We start from the raw sequence: 23186 nt of genomic DNA, 5'->3' as shown, positions 1-23186 counted from the left end.
GGAACCGGATCTGGCCTTATAGCCGCGCGCCATGATCAACGCCGCGACCATCCTGTTCGCCCGTCGCCGCCGCCGCTCTTTAGCGGTTTGGGCGGTCGATCGCGTTTGAGATCATCGTCTTTGCCGCTGGATCCGGTCCGCGGCATTTTCTCTCCTGTCAGCGCGATCTGATCCGGCGGCTTCCCAAGGAGGCCCAGCAGGAGACCACGATGTACACGCCACCCTTTTTCAAGCAGGACCGCGCCGCGAGCCTGAAATTCGCCGAGGAGCGCGGCTTCGGCACCATGTGCGCCTTCGACGGCCACAAGCCGGTCGCGTCCCCGCTGCCGTTCTATCTGACCTATGCCGCTGACGGCACGCCGCAGGCCGCCTTCCATGTCGCCCGTCACAATCCGCTGCTAAAGCTTGCGGGCGGTGATGCGTCCTGGCTGCTCGCGGTCAATGGTCCCGATGCCTATGTATCGCCGGACTGGTACGTCTCGCCCGATCAGGTGCCGACCTGGCTCTACCAGTCGGTGCATCTGAGCGGGCCGGTGCGGCTGCTATCGGACGACGAACTGGCGCTGCAGATCGACACGCTCAGCGACAAGTTCGAGACCCGGCTGCTGCCGAAAAAGCCGTGGACGTCAGGCAAGATGACGGCGGGCCGAACTCGAGACGATGAAGAAGGCGATCGTGGGTCTGGTGATGACGGTTGAGGAGGTCGAAGGCAGCTTCAAGCTGAACCAGCACAAATCGGACGCCGACTATACGGCGATCGCCAACGCGCTTGGCGCCGGCGATGCCGATGCGAAGCAGATCGCACATTTGATGCGGCATACCCGGCCGCAAGCTTTTGCCAACGATACGAACATGCTCGAAGGGAGCGCGCCATGAGCCTCGCTGACACCACCAAAGCCCCGACCACCAGCGCGGCGAAGAAGCCCGCAACCGTCTTCGTCGACGGCGGCTCCGGCACCACCGGGCTCGGCATCAACGAGCGGCTGAAGCTCCAGGGCGACGTCGCGGTGAAGACCATCGCCGACGACAAGCGCAAGGACCCCCTGGCCAAGAAGGCGCTGATGGAGGAGGTCGATCTCGTCATCCTCTGCCTGCCCGACGATGCCGCCAGGGAGACGGTCGCCCTCGTCGACAGCATGGGCACTTCTGCACCGAAGGTGCTGGACGCCTCGACGGCCTACCGGGTCGCGCCGGACTGGGCCTATGGCTTTCCCGAGCTGACGCCGGACCAGGCCGGCAAGATCAAGGCCGCGAAGAAGGTCTCCAATCCCGGCTGCTATCCGACCGGCGCGATCGCGCTATTGCGGCCAATCGTCGATGCCGGCCTGCTGCCGCAGGATTATCCCGTCACCGTCAATGCGGTGAGCGGCTATTCCGGCGGCGGCAAGTCGATGATCGCGAGCTTCGAAGACGGCAGTGCGCCGTCCTTCGAGCTCTACGGTCTCGGCTTCGAGCACAAGCATCTGCCGGAGATGCAACTCTATTCGAACCTGACGCGGCGGCCGATCTTCATTCCCTCGGTTGGCAATTACCGTCAGGGCATGCTGGTCTCGGTGCCGCTCCAGCTCGACACGCTGCCGGGCAAGCCCAGCGGATCCGATCTCCAGGCCGCGCTCGCCAAGCGCTACGCCGACTCGAAATACGTCAAGGTGATGCCGCTCCAGAACGAGGCGACCAAGGGCGGCCGGCTCGAGCCGGAGGCGCTCAACGAAACCAACATGCTCGAGCTCTACGTCTTCGCCAGCGACAAATATCAGCAGGCGGTGCTGGTCGCGCGGCTCGACAATCTCGGCAAGGGCGCCTCGGGCGCAGCCGTGCAGAACATGCGGCTGATGCTGGGATTGCCGGAGGAGTAGGGCACGAACCTATCCACCGTCATTGCGAGCGAAGCGAAGCAATCCAGAAATGTCCGCGCGGAAGCGGTCTGGATTGCTTCGTCGCTTCAGCGCAGGATCACGTCCGCCGGAAACGGCCGAACGGGGCGGCCGGCGCAGACATTGTCGCGTGCCACCACCGCGTCGTGGTGAGACTTTTCGATGTCACCCAGCGAGCGGCTGGAGATGTCACACGCCTCCTGATGGTCTCGCGCGTAGGCGCGCAGGGAGCTCCAGGCGAGCGATGCGCGGATGTAGGCGTCACAGCGGCCCGGCATCAATCCACGGTTCATCGGCTTTGTGGCCTCGATGGCCTCACCGCGCAGGCGCGTCAGTTCGGGGCATTGCGCCTGTGCGTTGGCTGCGCCGCCAGATCCGGCAAGCAAGATCATCGTCATGATTGGCAAAAGGGGCCGCATCGGGATTCCCCATTCTGACCGCCGTGGCGATCATATCCCCGGAGGGCCAACGCGTACAGTTTGGCCGTTGTCGCCGGATGCCCGCTAGCCGACGATCCATTCAAGCAATGCGTTCTGCGCGTGCAGGAGATAGGCCTTTGCGGCTGGGCTCTGGCAGGCGCGATGCGACATCGCATCAAGGTTAACCTCACGGCCTCGCGTGACTGGCGGGCAGGGCAGAAAAATGACGTCGGGACGGCATTTGTCGAGCAGCGATCCCGATATCTGGTACTCAAGGAGTTGATCCGCACGTGCGTCGTCAGGCCAGCAATCCGTGACGATCACGTCCGCATCGAACAACGCATCCAGGCTGGTGCTGGCGGTGAAGTTCGGAGCCGCGACGTCCTTGATATGGCGGTCTTCCGGACAGATCTGGGTCACCCGGAGTGGCAGCGCGATGGAGGCTTCGGCCCATGACCTCAGGATGTTCGCGGCCGGAGCCACGCCGACGACTTTCAGTCCGTCCAGGCTCGCCCTCCTGCTCCTGACATAGGCGAGATCGCCGAGCGTTTCGCAAGGGTGGTTCGATCGCGTTCGCGCATTGACGACCGGCGTATCGGCGTGGGACGCGAGCTCTCGCAGAGCCAACAGCTCCCTGGTGCGCACGATCAGGACATCGAACCAGTTGTCGAGATATTTGGCGAGATCGGCCGTCGCCTCGCCGGTGTTGAATCTGACTGGCGCGCTTACACAGATGCTCCCATGGCCTTCACGCCGAGCTCGAAGGCGGTCGTATTCCGCCAGCCGCTGTCGTCGGCGATCAGCGCCACGCGCTTGCCGGCGAGGCGCTGAGGCATGGCGCGGTCGTTCCATGCCGCCGCGAGCACCTGCGCGCGGTCGATGATGGACAGGATCGCTTCCGCGCCGAGGTCGTGGAATTCAAGAAAATCCCGGGCGGCTTCGTTGTCCATTACTACGAGCCATCACGTGCTCAAAGCGCCCTAAAGATCGCCAGCGCCAGCACGGCTTGGGCGAAGAAGCCGACGGTGAAGGCGAGCGTGCGGAACACCGGGATCCCGATCGCGTAGACGATCAGATGCGCGACGCGGGACCAGAAATAGACGGCGCAGGCGAGCACGGTCCATTTGGTGGAATAGTCGATCGCATTCAGGATCAGCACCAGTGGCGCGAAGATCACGAGATTCTCGACCGCGTTGTCGTGCGCGAACATCAGCCGGGTGGCCCATTCGGCCTGCGGCTTGTCGCTGCGCGAGGGATTGGCCATGGCCCCGGAAAGACCGCGGACCTGGCAGCGGTTGATGATGTAGGGGATCCAGAGGATGCCGGTCAGGATCACCGTCAGTGTCAGCCAGAACAATTCGCGCGTCATAGTCCGGTCCCCTCTGTCGTCACGGTGGTGAGAGCGAGTTCTATACGAAAGCGCGCAAGATTGCGCCATGCGCATGGAAGCCTTGTTTGCGCATGATGCTTTCGGAAACCGCTTCGCACTTTTCCGGATCATGCGCTATGCGCGGACCGTGACATAGCTGCCGGGCGCGTCTTCGATCGGAGGCAGGGCGTCGCTGCCGGCCGCGCGCGCCGGGACCTCCTCCGGATCGAGTGCACCCAGCCATTGCCGCCAGTCCGGCCACCACGAGCCCTTGTGCTCGACGGCGCCCTTCATCCATTGCGCGACGTTGACGTCCTTGATGTTGTCGTTGGTCCAGTACTGATATTTGTTCGAGGCCGGCGGATTGACCACGCCGGCGATGTGGCCGGAGCCCGACAGCACATATTTCACCGGGCCCCCGAAGAACTGCGAGCCGTACAGCACCGATTCCGCCGGCGCGATGTGGTCTTCGCGGGTGGCGAGGTTGTAGACCGGGACCTTGACCTTGGAGAGATCGAGCAGGGTGTTGTCGAGCACCATCGTGCCGGTCGACAGCCGGTTCTCCAGATAGCAGTTGCGCAAATAATAGGAATGGTTCGCCTGGGTCATGCGCGTCGCATCGGAATTCCAGTGCAACAGGTCGAACGCGCTCGGCTGCTGGCCCTTCAAATAGTTGCTGACGACGTAGGACCAGATCAAATCGTTGGAGCGCAGCATGTTGAAGGCCATCGCCATCTTCGAGCCTTCGAGCACGCCGGCCGTCTTCATGTCATGCTCGAGGGCTGCGATCTGCTCCTCGTCGACGAACACGAGGAGATCGCCGGCATGGGTGAAATCGACCTGGGCGGCGAAGAACGTCGCCGATGCAACGCGCTGGCGGCGTTTCTCGGCGAGCCAGGCCAGCGTGGTCGCGAGCATCGTGCCGCCGACGCAATAGCCGGCGGTGTGCACCTTCATCTCGCCAGTGACCCTCTCGATCACGTCCATCGCCGTGAGCGGACCTTCCTTCATGTAGTCTTCCCAGCCCTTGTTGCCGAGCCGCTTGTCGGGATTGACCCATGAGATCACGAACACGGTGATGCCCTGATCGACGCACCACTTGATGTAGGATTTCTCCGGCTTGAGATCGAGGATGTAGAACTTGTTGATCCAGGGCGGCACGATCAGGAGCGGGGTGCGCAGCACCTTCTCCGTGGTCGGCGAATACTGGATCAGCTGCATCATCTCGTTCTGGTAGATCACCTTGCCCGGCGTCGTCGCCATGTTGACGCCGACGACGAGATTGTCCGGATTGGATTGGCGGATCTTCAGCATGCCCTTGCCGGCCGCGATGTCCTCGGCGAGCATCTTGAGGCCGCGCGCGAGGTTGTCGCCGCTGCTGGCCACCGTCTCGCGCAACACCTCCGGATTGGTCAGCACGAAGTTCGATGGCGACAGCGCGTTGGTGACCTGCTGGACGTAGAACTCGGCCTTGCGGCGTGTGTGCGGATCGAGCCCTTCGGCGTCGCGCACCAGTTCCTGCGCCCATTTGGTCGTGAGCAGATAGAGCTGCATCACGAAATCGAAGAACTGGTTCGACTTCCATTCCGGATCGGCAAAGCGCTTGTCGCGCGGCGAAGGCGCGATCGCGGGCGGAGCGTCCTGGCCAGCCATGCGGCGGACGGCAGAGCCCCAGAGGTCGAGATAATCCTTGGCGAGCTTGGTCTGGAGATCGGAGGAGCGGGACGTGTCCGACAGCCAGTATTCGGCGACCGAGGTGAAGGTCTTGACGACCTCGGCAAGCTCGGCCGGCGGGCGATCCTGCACCTCGCCGCTTTCGCGCGGTTTGAGATAGGCAGCGAGCGCCTTGCCACCACTCTCCATCGCCCGCGCGACATTCATCGCGAAGGCTTCGGCATCGAACTTCGTCTCGAACGTGTTGCCGGATTTGGGCGTGTCGGTTGTGATGGTACTCATGCGCAGAACAGTAACGATTCATTCCGTATTCGTCACCGCGAAGCTCGCATCTTTGGCGTTAAACACTCTCGAAGATGTGCTGCAGTGCGACAAATTTTCTTGGTTTCGTCACAATCGAGCCGCACCGCTCGGCTTGGTAGTGCCGGGCTATTTTCTCGCTCACACCATTTGGGCAGCAATGGTTTGAGCTTGGGCGCGGTCTTGGGTAAGGTTTGCCCGGGGCCGTGCTTTGGGACGAGTAGGGGATTTCCCAAGTGTTGGCGTTATGGGACCTGCAAAAGACGCTGCCGATCCGCGGCGCGCTGTTGATCGCGGCGCTCGCCCTCGGCGGCTGCTCGAGCCAGCTTGCGGATATGACACCTGCGGATGCGCAGGCGCATCCCAAGGAGCCCGGCAGCTATCTGCCGGTGCATGATCTGCCGCCGGATCGCGATCAGGCGACCATCCCGCCGGACCAGCGCGCCAAGATCGAGGCTGAGCTCGCCGCGGCGCGCGATCGTCAGGCCGTGGCCGCCAAGGACGCCAAGTGAGCAGCCAAGTGAGCAAGTGAGACGGTGCAAGGTAATCGCTGGCGCCCCCGTCTTGCCGTGCTAAAAGACCTCAGTTCAGCCGAGAGTCTAGGGCGAACGACTTCAGTCGCCATTGTCGATGATTGCTCTAAGTATTTGATTTTGAGTAGTTTTCGCGAGGGGCTGGGCGCGTTTCCGAACGGCCGTTGTGGCCTGTCGATTCTGTCCTGACCGGCTGCCCGGAGCCCAGAGAGCCATGGAAGAATTTTACCGCATCCGCCGCCTGCCGCCTTACGTGTTCGAACAGGTCAACCGGGCCAAGGCGGCCGCGCGGAATGCCGGCGCCGACATCATCGATCTCGGCATGGGCAATCCGGATTTGCCGGCCCCGCCGCACGTGCTTGAGAAGCTCAAGGAGACGCTCGGCAAGCCGCGCACCGATCGCTACTCGGCCTCCCGCGGCATCCCGGGGCTGCGCCGGGCCCAGGCCGCCTATTATGACCGCCGCTTCGGCGTGAAGCTCAACCCGGACACCCAGGTCGTAGCGACGCTGGGCTCGAAGGAGGGCTTTGCCAACGTGGCGCAGGCCATCACCGCGCCGGGCGATGTCATCCTCTGTCCGAACCCGAGCTATCCGATTCACGCGTTCGGCTTTTTGATGGCGGGCGGCGTGATCCGCTCGGTACCTTCGGAGCCGACGCCGCAATTCTTCGAGGCGGCGGAGCGGGCGATCATCCATTCGATCCCCAAGCCGCTGGCGCTCGTCGTCTGCTATCCCTCGAACCCGACCGCCTATGTCGCGAGCCTCGACTTCTACAAGGATCTCGTCGCCTTCGCGAAGAAGCACGAAATCCTGATCCTGTCCGATCTCGCTTATGCCGAGGTTTATTTCGACGAGAATAGCCCGCCGCCCTCGGTGCTCCAGGTGCCCGGCGCGATGGACGTCACCGTCGAGTTCACCTCGATGTCGAAGACCTATTCCATGGCCGGCTGGCGCATGGGCTTTGCGGTGGGCAATGAGCGCCTGATCGCGGCGCTCGCCCGCGTCAAATCCTATCTCGACTACGGCGCGTTCACGCCAGTGCAGGTCGCCGCGACCGCGGCGCTGAATGGACCCGACGATTGCATCAAGGAGATGCGCGACACCTACCGCAAGCGCCGCGACGCCCTGGTGGAATCGTTCGGCCGCGCCGGCTGGGAGATTCCGCCACCGGAGGCCTCGATGTTCGCTTGGGTGCCGCTGCCGGAGGCCTTCCGCAGCGTCGGCAGCATGCAATTCGCGACCCTGATGGTGGAGAAATCCGGCGTCGCGGTGTCGCCCGGCGTCGGCTTCGGCGAGTATGGTGAAGGATATGTCCGCATCGCCATGGTGGAAAACGAGCAACGGATCAGGCAGGCCGCGCGCGGCGTGCGCCGCTTCCTTGAAAGCGGCATCGAAACGTTGCACAACATCGTTCCGCTCGCCAATCGGCGCTAGTTCTCTTCTGCAGGTTTTCTGAAGTATCATGGTCGCACCCCTGAAAGTGGGCATAGCGGGGCTCGGCACCGTGGGTGCCGAAGTTGTCCGTTTGATCGAAACGCAAGCGCGCGTGCTCACGGGGCGCAGCGGCCGCGGCATCCGCGTCGTTGCCGTCACCGCGCGGTCGAAGGCGAAAAAGCGCGGCGTCGACCTGCGCGGCGTCGAATGGGCGAAGGATCCGATGGCCCTTGCCACCCATCCCGAGGTCGATTGCTTCGTCGAGTTGATGGGCGGTGCCGGTGATCCCGCGCTGTCGGCGGTGGAAACCGCGCTCAATGCCGGCAAGTCCGTTGTCACCGCCAACAAGGCGCTGCTCGCCAAGCACGGCCTCAAGCTCGCCAAGGCGGCTGAAAAGCACGGCGGCGCGCTGAATTTCGAGGCAGCGGTCGGCGCCGCGATCCCTGTCATCAAGACGTTACGTGAAGGTCTTGCCGGAACCGGCATCAACCGCGTCTATGGCATCCTCAACGGCACCTGCAACTACATCCTGACCCGGATGGAGCAGGAGGGGCTGTCCTTTGCCGAATGCCTGAAGGACGCGCAGCGGCTCGGCTATGCCGAGGCCGATCCGTCCTTCGACGTCGACGGCCACGACACCGCGCAAAAACTCGCCATTCTCGCCAGCCTCGCTTTCGGCACAAAAGTTGCTCAAAGCGCAGTGTATGTCGAAGGCATCTCATCCATCGCGCCGGAAGATCTCCGTGCGGCGGCCGATCTCGGTTACCGCGTCAAGCTGCTCGGCGTTGCGGTTCGCACCGCCAAGGGCATCGAGCAGCGCGTGCATCCGACCATGGTGCCAAAATCCTCCTCGATCGCGCAGGTGATGGGTGTCACCAATGCGGTCACGATCGACGGCGAGGGGATTCCGCCGATCACGCTGGTCGGCCCCGGCGCAGGCGGTGCCGCGACCGCATCTGCCGTGGTCGCCGACATCGCCGATGTTGCGCGCGGCATCCGCGCCAATCCGTTCGGCCGGCCGATTGCGCAACTGCACGACACCAAGAAGGCGCCGATGGAGCGGCATGAGGGCGGTTATTACATCCGCCTGCTCGCGCGCGATTTCCCGGGTACAGCGGCCGCGATCGCGACCCGGCTTGCAGAACAGAAGATTTCGATCGAGTCGATCGTGCAGCGTCATCCCAATGGCGGCGCTGCGCCCAGCGACGGCAAGGTGGTGCCCGTGCCCGTCATCCTGATCACCTATGCGACCCATGAAGACGCCGTGCGCCGCGCGCTCGCCGCCGTTCAGCACGACAAGGTAATCAGCGGACGGCCGCAGGTGATCCGGATCGAGAAGAACTAGAGCATGATCCGGACCCGGAAGGCCGCGTTAGCGCAACGCATGTGGCGGTTTTCCGGAAAAGAGATCATGCTCAAGCGGAGAGGACGGTTCGAACGAACCGTTGGCGTTGCGAGTTGATGCGGACAGAGGTGTCCGCCGAGCTGTTTTAAAGGAGTGAGCCAATGTCGACCCATATTTCAGTCCCGCCGCAAGCGTTGCTCGAGCGCATTCTCACGCTTGAGATCGTGCGGGTGACGGAGCGGGCGGCGGTGTCGTCGGCGCGACTGCGCGGGCATGGCAACGAGAAGCAGGCTGATCAGGCCGCTGTGGACGCCATGCGCCGCGAACTCAACAAGCTGCCGATCGAAGGCACTATCGTGATCGGCGAAGGCGAGCGCGACGAGGCGCCGATGCTCTTCATCGGTGAGAAGGTCGGCATGAATGCCGGTCCCCAGGTCGATATCGCGGTCGACCCGCTCGAAGGCACCACGCTTTGCGCCAAGAACATGCCGGGTGCGATCGCGACCATGGCGATGGCCGATGGCGGCACCTTGCTGCACGCCCCCGACGTCTACATGCAGAAGCTCGCGATCGGACCGGGCTACGACAAGGGCGTCGTCGATCTCGATGCGTCGCCTGCCGACAACGTCCGCCGCCTCGCCAAGGCCAAGGGCGTCAAGCCGGAAGGCATCACGGTTCTCGTGCTCGACCGTCCGCGCCATGCCGACATCATCGCGAGCGTGCGCTCAACCGGCGCGGCCGTGCGCCTCATCACTGACGGCGACGTCGCCGGCGTGATCCACTGCGCCGACCCCGACAACACTGGCGTCGACATGTATCTCGGCACCGGCGGCGCGCCGGAAGGCGTGCTCGCCGCCGTGGCGCTGCGCTGCATCGGCGGCCAGATGCAGTGCCGCCTCATCCTCAACTCCGAGGAGAAGCGCGAGCGCGCCGCCAAGATGGGTGTCAACGATCCCAAGATGATCTACGGCATCGAGGACATGGCGCGCGGCGACTGCCTGTTCGCGGCCACCGGCGTCACCACGGGCTCGCTGCTGTCGGGCGTCAAGTTCCGCAAGGATGGCGTGATTGAAACCGAGACGGTGGTGATGCGCTCGGTCACCGGCACCGTGCGCTATATCAAGGCCGAGCACCGCGAGCTGGCGAAGTTCCATTTGGATTGATGCTCCCTGTCATTCCGGGGCGACGGGACCGCGCAACGCGCGGCCCGGAGAGCCCGGAATCCATCGAGCGGCAGAGTTCGAGGTGAAATGGATTCCGGGTTCGCGCTCTGCGCGCCCCGGAATGACAATAAGAATCATCACGGGAAGCGCCCATGTCCGATCTCTCCGCCGTCAAAGCCCTTGTCTTCGACGTGTTCGGCACCGTGGTCGACTGGCGCACTAGCCTCATCACCGACTTCATGTGGTGGGGCAGGCAGCGCGGCATCAGCGCCGATTGGACCGCTTTGGTCGACGGCTGGCGCGGCATGTACATGGCCTCGATGGACGACGTGCGCAAACATCCCGAGCGCGGCTATGTCATGTTGGATGATCTGCACCGCCGCTCGCTGGAAAAGCTGGTCGATCAATTCTCGATCAAGGGCCTCACGGAAGCCGATCTCGACTATCTCACGAAAGGCTGGCATCGTCTCAATCCCTGGCCCGATAGCGTCGCCGGCCTCACGCGGCTCAAATCGAAATTCGTGATCTCGCCGCTGTCGAACGGCAATGTCGCGCTGCTCACCAACATGGCGAAGTTTGGAGGGCTCCCGTGGGACCTCATCATGTCGGCCGAGCTGTTCGAGCACTACAAGCCCGATCCGGAAACCTATCTCGGTGCCGCGCGCCTGCTTTGTCTCAAGCCGGAAGAGGTAATGATGGTCGCCGCCCACAACGGTGATCTCGCGGCCGCCCAGAAGAACGGGCTGAAGACCGCGTTCGTGGCACGGCCGACCGAATATGGTCCGCTGCAGAAGGTCGATTTCGAGGCCACCGGCAACTGGGACATCGTCGCCAAGGATTTTGGCGGGATCGCCAACAGGCTGGGCTGTTAGGCCGTGTCTTCATGACGCAGTAAAGTCTGATTGCGCATGACGAGGGGACGTGAAGGCCTGAAGACCCATGAGCAAACCGATTCCCGAGCGCTATCAGAACCTCCGGACGTTTGCGTTCGGGGACAGCCCCGCACTCGCAGATGAATTGGTCGAACTCGTCATCAAGGGCATCAAGACCGCGACGTGCAGCACCGAAGACGAGCCGAACACGTCCACGCCCGGTGAGCGCTGGGTCGTGCTCGACGGGCGAGGAGAGGCGCGCTGCGTCATCGAATCCATCGACGTAACATATCGGCGCTTCAATGAGGTCGACGCAGCCTTTGCATATGATGAGGGTGAAGGTGACCGGAGCCTGGCCTATTGGCGCCGCGCCCATCAGGCGTATTTCGGTAGGCTTGGACGATATAGCGACGACATGATGCTGATGTGCGAGCGCTTTTGCCTCGTCGAGGTCTTCGGTGATGTTCCACGCCAGGATTCATAGTTTCGGCGGTCGACGTTAGAAGTTCAGGGCCGCGCCTCACGCGATTCGCAGTGTGAGGTCGTTTCCCTCCCTTTCGGCAAAACCCGCCTGCAAAACCTCTTCGCGCTTATGGCGCAGATGCGCACGCAGGATGTGGGCGAGGCCGGCGCCGTCGCGCCTTTGCAGCGCGTTCAGGATTGCATCATGCTCCTTCACTGCGAGCGCCCAGCGCTGCGGCGTCATCGGCGTGACGTAGCGCGCGCGGCGGATGCGCGCGGTCACCGAGGTGTAAAGCCCCGCGAGCACCGGGTTTCCTGCTGCGTTGACGATGGCTTCGTGAATGGCGCGGTTGCCGCGATAGTACTGGATCAGATCACCCTCGCGATAATGCTGCACCATGTCCGCGTGGGCGGCCGCGATCGCGTCGATCTCAGCGTCGGTGATGCGCTCGCAAGCAAGCTCGCCGGCGAGGGCTTCGAGGCCTTGGCAGACCTCGAACAGGTCGCGCATGTCCTTGTCGGTCAGCTTCGCCGCCCGCGACCCGCGATGCGGCAGCAGCTGCACGAGGCCTTCGGCGGCCAGCACCTTGAGCGCCTCGCGCAGCGGCGTGCGCGAGATCTCGAGCCGCTCGCACAGCTCGCGCTCGGGAATCCGCGCGCCCGGCGGGATTTCGCCGTCGAGCAGGATGGCGCGGATGCGGCCGACGACTTCTTCATGAAGCATGGGTCTGAACTCAGTTTGCATTCAAAAATGAACTCATGTGCGGATATTTGCAAGTTCCTGCTTGAAAATTCCAGATTTTGCATTCAAAAATGTAAAAAACAGAAAGGCACGAGGAAATGGACCTGCAAGTGGAGGCAGAAGACCTCGTCTTCGAACGCCAGGACGGCATTGGGCGGATCACCTTCAACCGTCCGCAGGCCCGCAACGCCTTCACCTTCGCGATGTACGAGCGGCTCGCCGCGATCTGCGAGGAGGCCAACCGCGACCATGCGATCAAGGTGCTGGTGCTGCGCGGGGCGGGCGACAAGGCCTTTGCATCCGGTACCGACATCAACCAGTTCCGCGAGTTCAAGGCGCCGCAGGACGCGATCGACTACGAGAACCGCATCGATCGGGTGCTGACCACGCTGGAGCAGTGCCGCGTGCCGACGATCGCGGCGATCAACGGGTTCTGTACCGGAGGCGGGGCGGGCATCGCCGCAGCCTGCGATCTCCGCATCGGCACCAAGAGCGCCAGGATCGGTTTCCCCATCGCCCGCACGCTCGGCAATTGCCTGTCGATGTCCAATGTCAGCCGTCTCACCGCACTCATCGGCGCCGCGCGCGTCAAGGATCTGATCTTCACTGCACGTCTCGTCGACGCCGCGGAGGCTGCAAATGTCGGGCTGCTCGGCGAGGTCGTTGAGGATATTGCCGCGCTCGAGCGGCGCGCTGAGGAGGTGGCCCGGCTCGTCGCCAGTCACGCGCCGCTGACGCTGAATGCGACCAAGCAGGCAGTGGCCCGCCTGCAACGGCGGCTGACGCGGGACGAGGGCGAAGACCTCATCCTGATGTGCTACACGAGCCAGGATTTTCGCGAAGGGCTCGATGCTTTCCTCAACAAGCGCGCGCCTCAATGGCGCGGCCAATAGGACGGGCCGATGCAAAGTTCGCAATCCACCTCTCGTCGTTCGGGACCGCTCGCCGGTCTCAAGGTCATCGATCTCACCCATGTCATGGCCGGGCCGACCTGCACCCTGATGCTCGCCGACATGGGCGCCGACGTCATCAAGATCGAGAAATGGCCGAACGGCGACGATACCCGCCATTCGGTGCCGCCGAAGATCGGCGACGAGGCGGCCTCCTTCCTGATGATGAACCGCAACAAGCGCGGCATCGTGCTGGATCTGAAAACCGACGGCGGCAAAGAGGTGCTGCGCCGGCTGATCGCGAGCGCCAACGTGCTGGTCGAGAATTTTGCGCCCGGCGCGATGGAGCGTCTCGGTTTCGGCTACGACGCACTGCACGCCGAATTTCCGGCGCTGATCTACTGCTCGCTGTCGGGCTTCGGCCGCACCGGACCCTACAAGCACCGCCGTGGCTTCGATCTGGTCGCGCAGGCCATGAGCGGCATCATGAGCTTCACCGGTGAACGTCCCGACGGTCCGCCCGTCAAATGCGGCCCGCCGCTGTCCGACATCACCGCCGGCCTGCTCGCGAGCATGGGCATCCTCGCCGCCTATACGCATCGCCTCAAGACCGGCGAAGGGCAGTGGGTCGAGACCTCGCTCTATGAGGCCGCCCTGGTGCAGACCTACTGGCAATCGACCATCGCACTGGCCGCGGGCACCGCGCCGCGCGCCATGGGCTCGGCCCATCCGCTCAACGCGCCGTACCAGGCCTTTGAAGCATCGGACGGCTGGATCGTCGTCGGCGGCGCCAACAAGAAGCATTGGCTGTTGATGCTGGAGGCGCTCGGCGCCAGCGAGCTCGCCGCTGATCCGCGCTTCGTTAACGGGGCCGACCGCATGGCCAATCTGAAAGAGCTGGAAGCGGTCCTGAGCGAACGCTTCCGCACCAAATCCCGCGCGCACTGGCTCGCGGCGCTGGACGAGAAGGGCGTGCCGTGCGGACCCGTGCACGACATGCTGGAGGCGCTCAGCGATCCGCAGACGCTGGCGCGCGAGATGGTCGTCGAGGTCGAGCACTCCACGCTCGGCCCCGTCAAGACGATCGGTCTTCCCGTCAAGTTTTCGGAGACCCCAGGCAAAGTGCGATCAGGTGCGCCGGTCTATGGTCAGCACACGAGCGAGGTGCTGGCCGAGCACGGGTTCGACCAGTCGCGAATCGAAGCGCTCGAAAAAGAAGGCGCGATCGTGCTGGCCGCAGGAAGACGCGAGGAACGCGTCGCCTGAACGGGCGTCGATACGACAACAACAAAAGACAAAAATCAGCTGGAGGAAATCATGGGTCGGACGTCAACATTTCTGCTCTCCGCGGCCGCGACCGTGCTCGCCGGCACGATGCCGGCGTGTGCGGCCTGGCAACCGCAAAAGCCGATCGAGTTCGTGGCCACTGCCGGGCCGGGCGGCGGCACCGACAATCTCGCGCGCGCGGTGCAGAACATCATCACCAAGCACAAGTTGACGGAGCAGCCGATCGTCGTCGTCAACAAGGGTGGCGGCAGCGGCGCCGAAGGCTATGTCTACGGCAAGGCCTCCGCGGGCGACCCCTACAAGGTGATCTTCGGCACCTCGAACGCCTGGCGGCAGCCGCTCGTTTCCAAGGTCGCCTTCAACTACACCGATCTGACCCCGATCGCGGCGATGGCGCAGGACGAATTTTTGCTTTGGGTGAAGCAGGACGCGCCTTACAAGACGGCGGGCGACTATCTGAAGGCAGCCGCATCGGGCGAATTCAAGATGGGTGGCGCGCAGTCAAAGGACACCGACGAGGTGCTGACGCGCATGATCGAGAAGGCCGGCAAGGTCAAGCTGACCTACATCCCCTTCAAGAGCGGCGCCGAGACCGCGGTGCAGCTCGCCGGCGGACACCTCGACTCCCACGTCAACAACCCCAGCGAAAGCCTCGGACAATGGCGCGGCGGCACGCAGCGCCCGCTCTGTGTTTTCAGCCCGAAGCGGCTGCCGCAGGGCCCGAAGGTCACCGCGACAGAAGGCTGGAGCGACGTTCCGACCTGCGTCGAGCAGGGCCTCGACATCAAGCAATATGAGCAGCCGCGCACGGTGTGGCTGCCTGGCAAGGTCACGCCGGACCAGGCCGCGTTCTATGTCGACCTCATGAAGAAGGTCCAGGCCACGCCGGAATGGAAGGACTACATCGAGAAGACCTCGCAGGTCGACACCTTCCTGACCGGCGCCGAGCTCGACAAATTCATCAAGGAGGACCTCGAGCACGTCAAGCAGGTCGCGGGCGAGCAGGGCTGGCTCGTCAAGTGAGGCGGGGCTGTTGCATCGGCTACGACGATGTGGGCAGGGCTTCGCGCCGCATCTCGCCTGTCGCGCCACAAACTCCACCGTCGTCCCGGCGAAGGCCGGGACCCATACCGCGTGATCTCTCGGGAAGCGTTGGTCGTCGTACAAAAGTGGATCTAACCCCTAGTCCTCGCCAAATTCCTCCCTGGGGTTATGGGTCCCGGCCTTCGCCGGGACGACGCTTGAGAGAGGGCACCCAATGATATCCCGCCGCGCGCTTGAACTTGCGACCGCCGTGCTCACCGGCAGTTTTGGTGTGGCCGTCGTCGTCTCCAGCCTCGACAACGGCATCGGCTGGTCGAGCGCGGGCGTGGACGCCGGCACGTTTCCGTTCCTGACCGGGATCATCATCGTGGTCGGGAGCCTCTACAATCTGGTGCGAGGCGTGCTGCCTGCCGCCACGCTGGCGAATGTCCCCATCGCCATCACGCCGATCGAGCTGCGCCGGCTCGCCGGCCTGTTCGTGCCGGCCGCGATCTTCGTGGCCGCGATTCCGCTGGCCGGGATGTACGTCGCCTCGGCGCTGTATGTCTTCGCGGTGCTGGCGATCCCCCGACACCAGTCCATGCCGCGTGCGCTCGCCATGGCGGGGGCGACGGCACTCGCGCTCTACGTCGTGTTCGAGCGCATGTTCCAGGTCAGCCTGCCGCACGGCGCGCTCGCCGCCGCGCTCGGGTTCTGACGGAGAGGCCGATGGATAATCTCGCAGAGCTCCTGCACGGCTTCACCATCGCAGTCACCGTGCCGCATCTGGCCCTGATGGCCGTCGGCGTGCTGCTCGGCATTCTCGTCGGCGTGCTGCCGGGGCTGGGTGCGCCGAACGGAGTGTCGCTGCTCCTGCCGCTGACCTTCGGCATGCAGCCGGTCTCGGCGATCATCCTGCTTTCCAGCATGTATTGGGGCGCGCTGTTCGGCGGCTCCGTGACCTCGATCCTCTTCAACATTCCCGGCGAGCCGTCGTCGGTCGCGACCACCTTCGACGGCTACCCGATGGCGCGCGACGGCCGGCCAACGACGGCGCTCGCGACCGCCTTCGGTTCGGCAGCGTTCGGCGCGCTGATCGGCGTCATCCTGATCACCTTCCTCGCATCCTGGGTGGCGCAGGTTGCGCTCGCGTTCGGGCCGGCCGAGTATTTTGCGGTCTATTTCCTCGCTTTCGCGAGCTTCGTCGGCATGGGCGGTGCGGCGCCGATCAAGACCGTCGTGGCGCTGGCGATCGGCTTTGCGATCGCCGCCATCGGCATCGACACCGTGTCCGGCAGCGTTCGCCTCACCATGGGCGTCGACGAACTCGTCAAGGGCGTGAGCTTCGTCGTCGCCGTGATGGGCCTGTTCGGCATCGGCGAGCTGCTGGTTGCCGTCGAAGAGGAGTTTCATGCCCGCGCGGTGTCCTCCAAGATCGACTGGCGCGAGGTGTTCCGCGCGGTCGGCCGCCTGCCGCAGCATGGCATTGCCTTGCTGCGCAGCGCTGCGATCGGGTGCTGGATGGGGATCACGCCGGGCGGCCCGACCGCGGCATCCTTCATGAGCTACGGCATCGCCCGCCGCTTCTCGCGCCGTGGCCGATCTTCGGCACCGGAGAGGTCGAGGGCATCATCTCGCCGGAGACGGCCGATCATGCCGCCGGCACCAGCGCGTTACTGCCGATGCTCTCGCTCGGCATTCCCGGCTCGGCGACCGCGGCGGTCATGATGGGCGGGCTGATGATCTGGGGTCTCAATCCCGGGCCGATGCTGTTCGTCGACAGCAAGGATTTCGTCTGGGGGCTGATCGCCTCGATGTATGTCGGCAACATCGTCGCGGTCGCGCTGGTGCTGCTCACCGTTCCGGTCTTCGCAGCCTTGATGCGAATTCCCTTCGTGGTGATCGCGCCCCTGATCGTGATCATCTGCGTCGTCGGCGCCTATTCGGTGTCGAACTCCTATCTCGACGTCGTCATGATGCTCGGCTTCGGGATCGTCGGCTATCTCTTCAAGAAGTTGTTCTATCCGCTGGCGCCGCTCGTGCTCGCGATCGTCATCGGCGACAAGGCCGAGGATGCGTTCCGGCAGTCGATGCTGATCTCCAAGGGATCGCTCGGGATCTTCTTTGCAAACAAGCTGGTGACATGCCTGATCGTGGCCGGGATCGCGCTGCTGCTGCTTCCGCTGGTGCTGCAGCTCGCGCGGCTCTGGCGCAAACCCGCGCCATCTACCGATCGGACGACAGCTGAGGAAAAGGTGATCATATGACCGCAAAGCCGCTGATTGCATTGGCCATGGGAGATCCCGCCGGCATCAGCCCCGAGCTGACGGCGAAGCTCGCGGTGCAGGACGACATCCATGCCCGCAGCCGGCTCGTCGTGATCGGTGACCGCCGCATCTTCGACGAAGGTGCGCGCGTCGCCGGCGTCAAGCCGAAGCTGGCGATGGTGGAGCAGGGGGCCGACCTTCGCGCGGCGGAGGGCGAGACGCTGTTCGTCGATCTCGGCCATCTCGATCCCAAGGAGGTCGAGCCGAAGACCGCGACCCTTGCTGGCGGAAAATTCGCGCTGGCCAATTACCGGCACGCGCTCGAGCTCGGCCGCGACGGGCGCGTCGACGCCGTCTGCTTCACCCCTTTCAACAAGCAGGCGATGCGCCTCGCCCGCGCCGAGTACGATGACGAGATCGCGTTCTCCGCCGAGGTGGTCGGCCTCAAGACCGCGGCGAGCGAGTTCAATGTGCTGGACCAGCTCTGGAACGCGCGGGTCACCTCCCATATCCCCCTCAAGGACGTCGCCGGGCGACTGTCCAGCGAACGTATCCATCGCGCGCTCAAGCTGACCGATTCCTGCATGCGCAGTGCAGGCTTTGCGCGACCGCGCATCGCGGTCGCGGGTCTCAATCCGCATGCCGGCGACGGTGGCAATTTCGGCCGCGAGGAAATCGACATGATCGCGCCCGTGGTCGCAACCGCTCAGCGCGAGGGCATCGCCGCGGAGGGACCGTTCCCCGCCGATACCGTGTTCCTGCGCGCCAAGGGCGGCGCCTTCGATGCGGTGCTGACGATGTATCACGACCAGGGGCAGATCGCGATGAAGCTGATGGGTTTTGATCGCGGCGTGACCCTGCTCGGGGGCTTTCCATTCCCGATCTGCACGCCCGCGCACGGCACCGCCTACGACATTGCAGGGCAGGGCATCGCATCGATCGGCGCGAGCCGCGCCGCTCTGCTGCTCGCTGCGGAGATGGCGGCTCGTGGCGGCGCTAAGTCGAGCTGACGGCAAATCAGGTGATCGAGCCAGGCAGTTCGTCCGCAAACCGTTTCGCGATCATCGGTTGCGGCACTGAACGCGCTCTCACCGTTCGTGGGCCAACCGCGAACCACCGATACGGTGATACTCGGAAAGAAAATGATCGTTCGGCAGATTTCCGTCTTCGTTGCGCGAATATTCCCTCTTAAGGCCGTTGAGAAACAACATTTGGTGTGCGCGCGCGTGCTTGGCCTCGACAGGGCCGCGCAATTCCAGATTGAATAGCCCGTGGACGTGCCCGGCCACGGTTTCCGAAACGTTGATCCGGCCAGCAACTCCGAACGCCTCCATGAACCACGCGGTGTTGACCGCATCACCCCAGATGTCGAAGGTCATTCTGCGGTTGCCGACGACACCGGAAATGACCGGTCCGGTATGGATTCCGATGCGCAATTGCAGGGCATGTTCGCCGATCGCTTCGCATTCCACTCTCAGGTGGTCGAGCTGCGCGCGCATCTCCAACGCCGCGAGGCAGACATCGATCGAGTGCCGCCGGTCGGGCGAAATAACGCCCGCAACCGCCATGTAGGCATCGCCCATGGTCTTGACCTTCTCCAGACCGTGTCGGGCACCGATTTCGTCCAGGGCCGAGAAATATTCGTCGAGGAGATGGATGAGCCTGGCTGGCTCGGTCCGTTCGGCGAGCAGGGTAAAGCCCTGAATATCCGCGAACAGAATGGTGGCCGACCGGGTGTATTTCGGCTGAACTCTGCCGCGTCGCGTCAGCTCGTCGGCGATCGGCGCCGGCAAGACGTTGTGCAACAATTCCTCGGCGCGTGCTCGCTCAGCGGCGGCCTCGAGCCGTGCTTGCTCCAGTTGCTTGATGGTCTGGCGATCCTCGATCAGCTTGCGACGGAGTTCCAGTTGCGCCAGCACCTGATGCGACAGCATTCGAAGAGCTTCCGTCTGCTCGAAAGACAGCTGCCTCGGCTCGAAGTCCATCACGCAAAGCGTTCCGAGCGCATAACCTTCATCGGTAATCAGCGGCATGCCGCAATAGAAATCGGCAGGATGGCTTCAGTCGAGACCATCGGGCTGTTTTCGAAACGCGGATCCCGTTTCAGGTCGGGAACGACGAGCAGTTCGGTGCCGCAAATCGTCGTTGTGCAGACTGCGTTCTCGCGCGGAGCGTCGGTGACTTCGGCCGGCAGACCATATCGTGCCTTGAGCCAGCGTCGCTCGTCGTCGATAAAGCTGATGTAGGAGACCGGGCAGCCGCAGAGCTGCGCCGCGAGCTCGGCGATTTCGTCATAAGCAACTTCCGGCGCGCTATCGACGATGTCGAGCGCGCGCAGGGCGGCCAACCTCTCAGCTTCGTTTGTGGGTGCCGGTGACGGCATGCTGGTCTCCGCGGCGGAGAACCTCGGTGGGTCCCGCCTTCCGGAAATCGAGCGGACGACCACCCCGTTCATTTGGGGCGTGCTGGGCGCGTGACAAGTGGCGTTGACCGGGGCCTCGGCCGGTTCCACCGTCGCGCAAATGCATGAGCGCGCTTCTTTGCACACGGAACTCTGCGGAGGGTTTCAGTCGATGGGCAAAGAGTGCCGTACACGATAACCCCATCGATTGGCACGACGACTGTGGGCCTCGCCTGCAGATCCGGCGCTACTTCGCGATCGGCGTCGTCAACTCCTTGTCGGCCGTATCCACCACGAACACGGCAAGCAGTTTCGCAGGCTCGGTATCGCTGGCATTCGCGCTGACGGCGTGGCGGTCGCCGGGCCGCTCGGAAAAGTTCTCTCCCTTGTGAAAGACCTTGGCGGGGCCATCATTGACCTGACTGCGGATCGCGCCTTCCAGGACCGTGGCATAAATGAAGGCAGAGGGAGCATGAATGTGCGCGGGTGAGGAGCCTCCGGGTCCATACTCGACCAGCACGCCCTTCATGCTCTTGCCGGGGACGTTGGGTAGAGCCTGGTCGAACACGACCGTTACCTTTGCCAATGGCGCTGTCGGCTCGGCTGCATGAGCCGTCAGCAACGAGGCAGCATAAACCGCTGTCGCGATCAGCAATCTGCGCATGGGATGTCCTTCACTGCGGTGGTGGTCGTGATTGCAAGTCTCAGAGGTCGGCGAGCCATGTTGCGAGCGGCGTGTTCCCGAGCCGCGCTTCGCCGAGCGGGTTCAGCGATGTGTCGTCGATGGGGGCGCCGTAATACAGCGCCTTCGGGTCTCCGACCACGGGACGTGTGTCGCCGGCCGCCTTCAGGCGGCGTGCGATGAATTCATTGAAGGGAGCCTTCTCAGGTCCTGCGATATCGATCGTGCCGTTGAGCGGCCGGCCCGTTGCGACCTCCGCGAGGCGAGCAACGACGTCATCGGCCGCGATCGGCTGAAACTGGGCCGTGGGAACGACGATCTTCCCCTCGATCACGCTTGTTTCGGCAATGGCGGCGAGGAATTCGAAGAACTGAGTGGCGCGCACGATCGAGTAGGGGACCGAGAGGACTTGATGATGGTCTCCTGGGCGAGCTTGGCACGGAAATAGGTGTTGTCGGGCGACCGTTCGGTGCCGACAATTGAAAGGGCCACGTGATGCTTCACGGCCGCAGCAGCCTCTGTCGCGACGAGATTTTGGCTCGAGCGCTGGAAGAAATCGAGCACGGCGGCCGGCTCCCAGGACGGCGCGTTGGCGACGTCGACGACGACATCGGCGCCGGCCAGCGCGGCAGCGAGACCTTCCCCGGTCACGGCATTCACGCCTGACTGCGGCGAGGCGGCCACGGCCTCATGGCCCTGCTGTTTGAGCTTCGCCACTAGCTTGGATCCGATCGATCCGGTCCCACCGATCACGACGATCTTCATGGCATGTCTCCTCGGTATTTCGGAGCGCGAGATGACCAATGCGAACTCGCGCTCTCACGTCGATGAACGTGATGCGAAGCGACTCTACGCGACCATTGGCGCGGGGCTCTTGTCTGTAACGAGCGTGGCTTGCCGGAAAATGCTTCAGAAGCCGGGGTGCAATCTCACAAAACTGCTAAGGGATCATTCCCTCGTGCCGTGAACACATCCTGCGATGATCGCAGATTGCCAGTGTTTTGCCCGACGTGTCAAAGCGTTGTGACGGCCCCCTAAGAACAGCAAGGAAGCCTCGTCGGAAAACACCAATGAAAGCAACCCCTTGCTACTGTGCATGGGGTTGTTTTCGCGAGTTTTGATATTGGCTGGCTACCCGTCCGATTTTGCGGGGCCTCACGCCCCGCAGACGATCACGCCGTACCAGCCGAGTCCACGATAGGTCTCATAGCCCGGGGTGGCATGGAATGCGACCAGCGCACCGGTGCGGTCGTGATAGAAGCCGGAGCGCTGGCTATTCAGCGAGATCGAGATACGCTCGCTGAGGATGCCCTGGCCGTCGGAAGCGGCAATCACGCGAAGATTCGAATCGACCAGCAGTACGCGGGCCTTGTCGCTGTCGCCGATGCGTACGCCCTGGACGATGGCGCGGGCCTGCGGCTCCCAGTCGAAATGGATGGCAAGCACGCCGATCGGCGCGCCGTGGGCCTGGCCGCCGGCGCGGACGCTGGCGCAATAGGTCGCGACCTGCGCGTTGCCGAGCAGCGATTGGTTCTCGACGTCGCCGGCGACGTAGTCGTCGCCGGAGCGCAAGGATCGCGCCTCGCGAAACCATTTGGTGTGAGCGACGTTCTGGCCGACGACGCGGAATCGGTCGGCGCGGCCATTGGCGATGACGTTGCCGTCGAGGTCGCAGAGCCAGAGGTCGAGATAGACGGTGTAGGCCCCGAGGATCACACCGAGTCGCTGCGAGGCATGCGATACGGCCGCCGCACTCGGCGCAGCCGCGCAATCGACCACCGCGGAGTCGGTCGCCCACCAGCGCACGTCGCAGGTGCGCTCATAGAGATTGCGGTCGATCAGCTCGATGGCATTGAGTGACAGATCGACCATGCGCTCGCCGCGCGAGCGCTGGCTCATGCGGTCGATCGAGGCGACGAGGTCGCCGGTTCGTTTCGTCAGCTGTGTCTCGAGCTCGCGGGCGATGGTCTCGACCTGCTGGCCGACGCCGCGCACCTCCTGCGCCACCACCGCAAAGCCCGCGCCTTGCGCGCCGGCGCGCGAGCTCTCGATCAGCGCGTTCAGGGCCAGCATCTTCATCTGGTTGGTGATCTGTTGGATCGCCTTGGTCTTGTCGACCGCGATCTGGTTGACCTCTGCAGTCAGGCGGTTGATCAGCGCAGAGATGTCGGAATCATCATCAGCGGGTTCAGTGGCAATCGGCTTGGCTTTCAGACCCAGCGCAGCGGACATCGGGGAGCTTCCCTTGGCAATGAGGTCTGATCTGCAATGAACCCAGGACAACAAATTACAGATCGAATACGATTCCTTTTCGAGGATTCCGCCTAACGCCCGCTTAATTTGCTGTTTTGCGGATTGCCTAAATGATAGTCACCTCGTGCCGCCAGGATGGCTCATCCACCGCTTTGTGCCTGGCGACCGTTGCAAAATCCGGCGGCTTGCCGGCCA

General features: G+C 63.7%; 20 protein-coding genes and 4 pseudogenes. 14 read left to right on the top strand and 10 right to left on the bottom strand.

All coding sequences use genetic code 11. The features are described from left to right. Positions 1 to 209: 209 nt before the first annotated feature. Together ACSKB8_RS32845 and argC are read left to right on the top strand one after the other, a co-directional pair. Positions 210 to 876, top strand: a pseudogene (locus tag ACSKB8_RS32845) (FMN-binding negative transcriptional regulator). After that, entirely contained in the window at positions 873 to 1856 is a 984-nt protein-coding gene (gene argC / locus ACSKB8_RS32840) for an N-acetyl-gamma-glutamyl-phosphate reductase (RefSeq protein ID WP_438108588.1), read from the top strand. The pseudogene ACSKB8_RS32845 and the gene argC overlap by 4 nt, the downstream one beginning before the upstream one ends. Positions 1857 to 1942: 86 nt before the next feature. On the opposite strand, the gene ACSKB8_RS32835 is transcribed toward argC, so the two are convergent. The 4 genes and pseudogenes from ACSKB8_RS32835 to ACSKB8_RS32820 all read right to left on the bottom strand — a co-directional run bounded on the left by ACSKB8_RS32835 (position 1943) and on the right by ACSKB8_RS32820 (position 5618). Continuing rightward, complete coding sequence (locus ACSKB8_RS32835; RefSeq protein WP_438108586.1) at positions 1943 to 2272, bottom strand: hypothetical protein; 330 nt, start codon at positions 2270 to 2272, stop codon at positions 1943 to 1945. Positions 2273 to 2377: 105 nt separating this feature from the next. Then, positions 2378 to 3243 (bottom strand): annotated as a pseudogene (locus tag ACSKB8_RS32830) (ornithine carbamoyltransferase). Between the two features lie 20 nt (positions 3244 to 3263). Continuing rightward, the gene (locus ACSKB8_RS32825; protein WP_438108584.1) at positions 3264 to 3662 is read right to left on the bottom strand and encodes an MAPEG family protein; all 399 of its coding nucleotides are present in this window, start codon (positions 3660 to 3662) and stop codon (positions 3264 to 3266) included. A 135-nt stretch (positions 3663 to 3797) separates the two neighbouring features. Beyond that, positions 3798 to 5618 carry a PHA/PHB synthase family protein gene (locus ACSKB8_RS32820; protein ID WP_438108582.1) on the bottom strand — a complete coding sequence of 607 codons (1821 nt, stop codon included), beginning with the start codon at positions 5616 to 5618 and terminating at the stop codon, positions 3798 to 3800. A gap of 254 nt (positions 5619 to 5872) precedes the next feature. Between ACSKB8_RS32820 and ACSKB8_RS32815 the strand changes: the two genes are divergently transcribed. The 6 genes from ACSKB8_RS32815 (at position 5873) to ACSKB8_RS32790 (ending at position 11468) form a co-directional block, all read left to right on the top strand. After that, positions 5873 to 6148, top strand: coding sequence for a hypothetical protein (locus ACSKB8_RS32815; protein WP_091887926.1), 276 nt, complete (start codon positions 5873 to 5875; stop codon positions 6146 to 6148). A 235-nt stretch (positions 6149 to 6383) separates the two neighbouring features. Beyond that, the gene (locus tag ACSKB8_RS32810) at positions 6384 to 7604 is read left to right on the top strand and encodes an LL-diaminopimelate aminotransferase (RefSeq protein WP_370987448.1); all 1221 of its coding nucleotides are present in this window, start codon (positions 6384 to 6386) and stop codon (positions 7602 to 7604) included. 28 nt (positions 7605 to 7632) lie between these two features. Further along, complete coding sequence (locus ACSKB8_RS32805) at positions 7633 to 8949, top strand: homoserine dehydrogenase (RefSeq protein ID WP_438108580.1); 1317 nt, start codon at positions 7633 to 7635, stop codon at positions 8947 to 8949. A gap of 161 nt (positions 8950 to 9110) precedes the next feature. Further along, positions 9111 to 10112, top strand: coding sequence for a class II fructose-bisphosphatase (glpX, locus tag ACSKB8_RS32800; protein ID WP_438108578.1), 1002 nt, complete (start codon positions 9111 to 9113; stop codon positions 10110 to 10112). Between the two features lie 152 nt (positions 10113 to 10264). Continuing rightward, the gene (locus tag ACSKB8_RS32795) at positions 10265 to 10984 is read left to right on the top strand and encodes a haloacid dehalogenase type II (RefSeq protein ID WP_438108576.1); all 720 of its coding nucleotides are present in this window, start codon (positions 10265 to 10267) and stop codon (positions 10982 to 10984) included. Positions 10985 to 11051: 67 nt separating this feature from the next. Further along, positions 11052 to 11468 carry an ASCH domain-containing protein gene (locus tag ACSKB8_RS32790; protein ID WP_438108574.1) on the top strand — a complete coding sequence of 139 codons (417 nt, stop codon included), beginning with the start codon at positions 11052 to 11054 and terminating at the stop codon, positions 11466 to 11468. Between the two features lie 36 nt (positions 11469 to 11504). Here ACSKB8_RS32790 and ACSKB8_RS32785 read toward each other — a convergent pair whose 3' ends face one another. Continuing rightward, positions 11505 to 12170 carry a GntR family transcriptional regulator gene (locus tag ACSKB8_RS32785; RefSeq protein ID WP_128943504.1) on the bottom strand — a complete coding sequence of 222 codons (666 nt, stop codon included), beginning with the start codon at positions 12168 to 12170 and terminating at the stop codon, positions 11505 to 11507. A gap of 116 nt (positions 12171 to 12286) precedes the next feature. Here ACSKB8_RS32785 and ACSKB8_RS32780 point away from each other — a divergent pair, with 116 nt between their 5' ends. From ACSKB8_RS32780 to ACSKB8_RS32755, 6 genes and pseudogenes are all read left to right on the top strand, one after another. Further along, the gene (locus ACSKB8_RS32780; RefSeq protein WP_438108572.1) at positions 12287 to 13081 is read left to right on the top strand and encodes an enoyl-CoA hydratase/isomerase family protein; all 795 of its coding nucleotides are present in this window, start codon (positions 12287 to 12289) and stop codon (positions 13079 to 13081) included. Positions 13082 to 13090: 9 nt separating this feature from the next. Further along, positions 13091 to 14344 carry a CaiB/BaiF CoA transferase family protein gene (locus tag ACSKB8_RS32775; RefSeq protein ID WP_438108570.1) on the top strand — a complete coding sequence of 418 codons (1254 nt, stop codon included), beginning with the start codon at positions 13091 to 13093 and terminating at the stop codon, positions 14342 to 14344. A gap of 51 nt (positions 14345 to 14395) precedes the next feature. Continuing rightward, complete coding sequence (locus ACSKB8_RS32770) at positions 14396 to 15388, top strand: Bug family tripartite tricarboxylate transporter substrate binding protein (RefSeq protein WP_438108568.1); 993 nt, start codon at positions 14396 to 14398, stop codon at positions 15386 to 15388. Positions 15389 to 15623: 235 nt separating this feature from the next. Continuing rightward, positions 15624 to 16106: a tripartite tricarboxylate transporter TctB family protein gene (locus ACSKB8_RS32765; RefSeq protein WP_438108567.1), complete on the top strand. Its 483-nt coding sequence runs from the start codon at positions 15624 to 15626 to the stop codon at positions 16104 to 16106. 11 nt (positions 16107 to 16117) lie between these two features. Then, positions 16118 to 17655 (top strand): annotated as a pseudogene (locus tag ACSKB8_RS32760) (tripartite tricarboxylate transporter permease). Beyond that, the gene (locus ACSKB8_RS32755; protein WP_438108566.1) at positions 17652 to 18665 is read left to right on the top strand and encodes a 4-hydroxythreonine-4-phosphate dehydrogenase PdxA; all 1014 of its coding nucleotides are present in this window, start codon (positions 17652 to 17654) and stop codon (positions 18663 to 18665) included. Before ACSKB8_RS32760 ends, ACSKB8_RS32755 begins: the two are co-directional and overlap by 4 nt. A 78-nt stretch (positions 18666 to 18743) precedes the next feature. Here ACSKB8_RS32755 and ACSKB8_RS32750 read toward each other — a convergent pair whose 3' ends face one another. The 5 genes and pseudogenes from ACSKB8_RS32750 to ACSKB8_RS32730 all read right to left on the bottom strand — a co-directional run bounded on the left by ACSKB8_RS32750 (position 18744) and on the right by ACSKB8_RS32730 (position 22970). Further along, entirely contained in the window at positions 18744 to 19688 is a 945-nt protein-coding gene (locus ACSKB8_RS32750; RefSeq protein WP_438108564.1) for an adenylate/guanylate cyclase domain-containing protein, read from the bottom strand. Further along, positions 19679 to 20038 carry a hypothetical protein gene (locus ACSKB8_RS32745; RefSeq protein ID WP_438108563.1) on the bottom strand — a complete coding sequence of 120 codons (360 nt, stop codon included), beginning with the start codon at positions 20036 to 20038 and terminating at the stop codon, positions 19679 to 19681. The genes ACSKB8_RS32750 and ACSKB8_RS32745 overlap by 10 nt, the downstream gene beginning before the upstream one ends. A gap of 265 nt (positions 20039 to 20303) precedes the next feature. Next, on the bottom strand, positions 20304 to 20720 hold the full coding sequence (locus ACSKB8_RS32740; RefSeq protein WP_438108561.1) for a cupin domain-containing protein: 417 nt from the start codon (positions 20718 to 20720) through the stop codon (positions 20304 to 20306). A gap of 40 nt (positions 20721 to 20760) precedes the next feature. Next, positions 20761 to 21503: pseudogene (locus tag ACSKB8_RS32735) on the bottom strand (SDR family oxidoreductase). Between the two features lie 390 nt (positions 21504 to 21893). After that, positions 21894 to 22970 carry a methyl-accepting chemotaxis protein gene (locus tag ACSKB8_RS32730; RefSeq protein ID WP_438108559.1) on the bottom strand — a complete coding sequence of 359 codons (1077 nt, stop codon included), beginning with the start codon at positions 22968 to 22970 and terminating at the stop codon, positions 21894 to 21896. Positions 22971 to 23186: the final 216 nt, after the last annotated feature.

The organism is Bradyrhizobium sp. BR 1432, from assembly GCF_051547705.1.
In the GTDB taxonomy this organism is placed as follows: Bacteria; Pseudomonadota; Alphaproteobacteria; order Rhizobiales; family Xanthobacteraceae; genus Bradyrhizobium; species Bradyrhizobium zhanjiangense.
The sequence above is the reverse complement of the archived record's forward strand: the minus strand, read 5'-3'. Positions and strand labels throughout refer to the sequence as shown.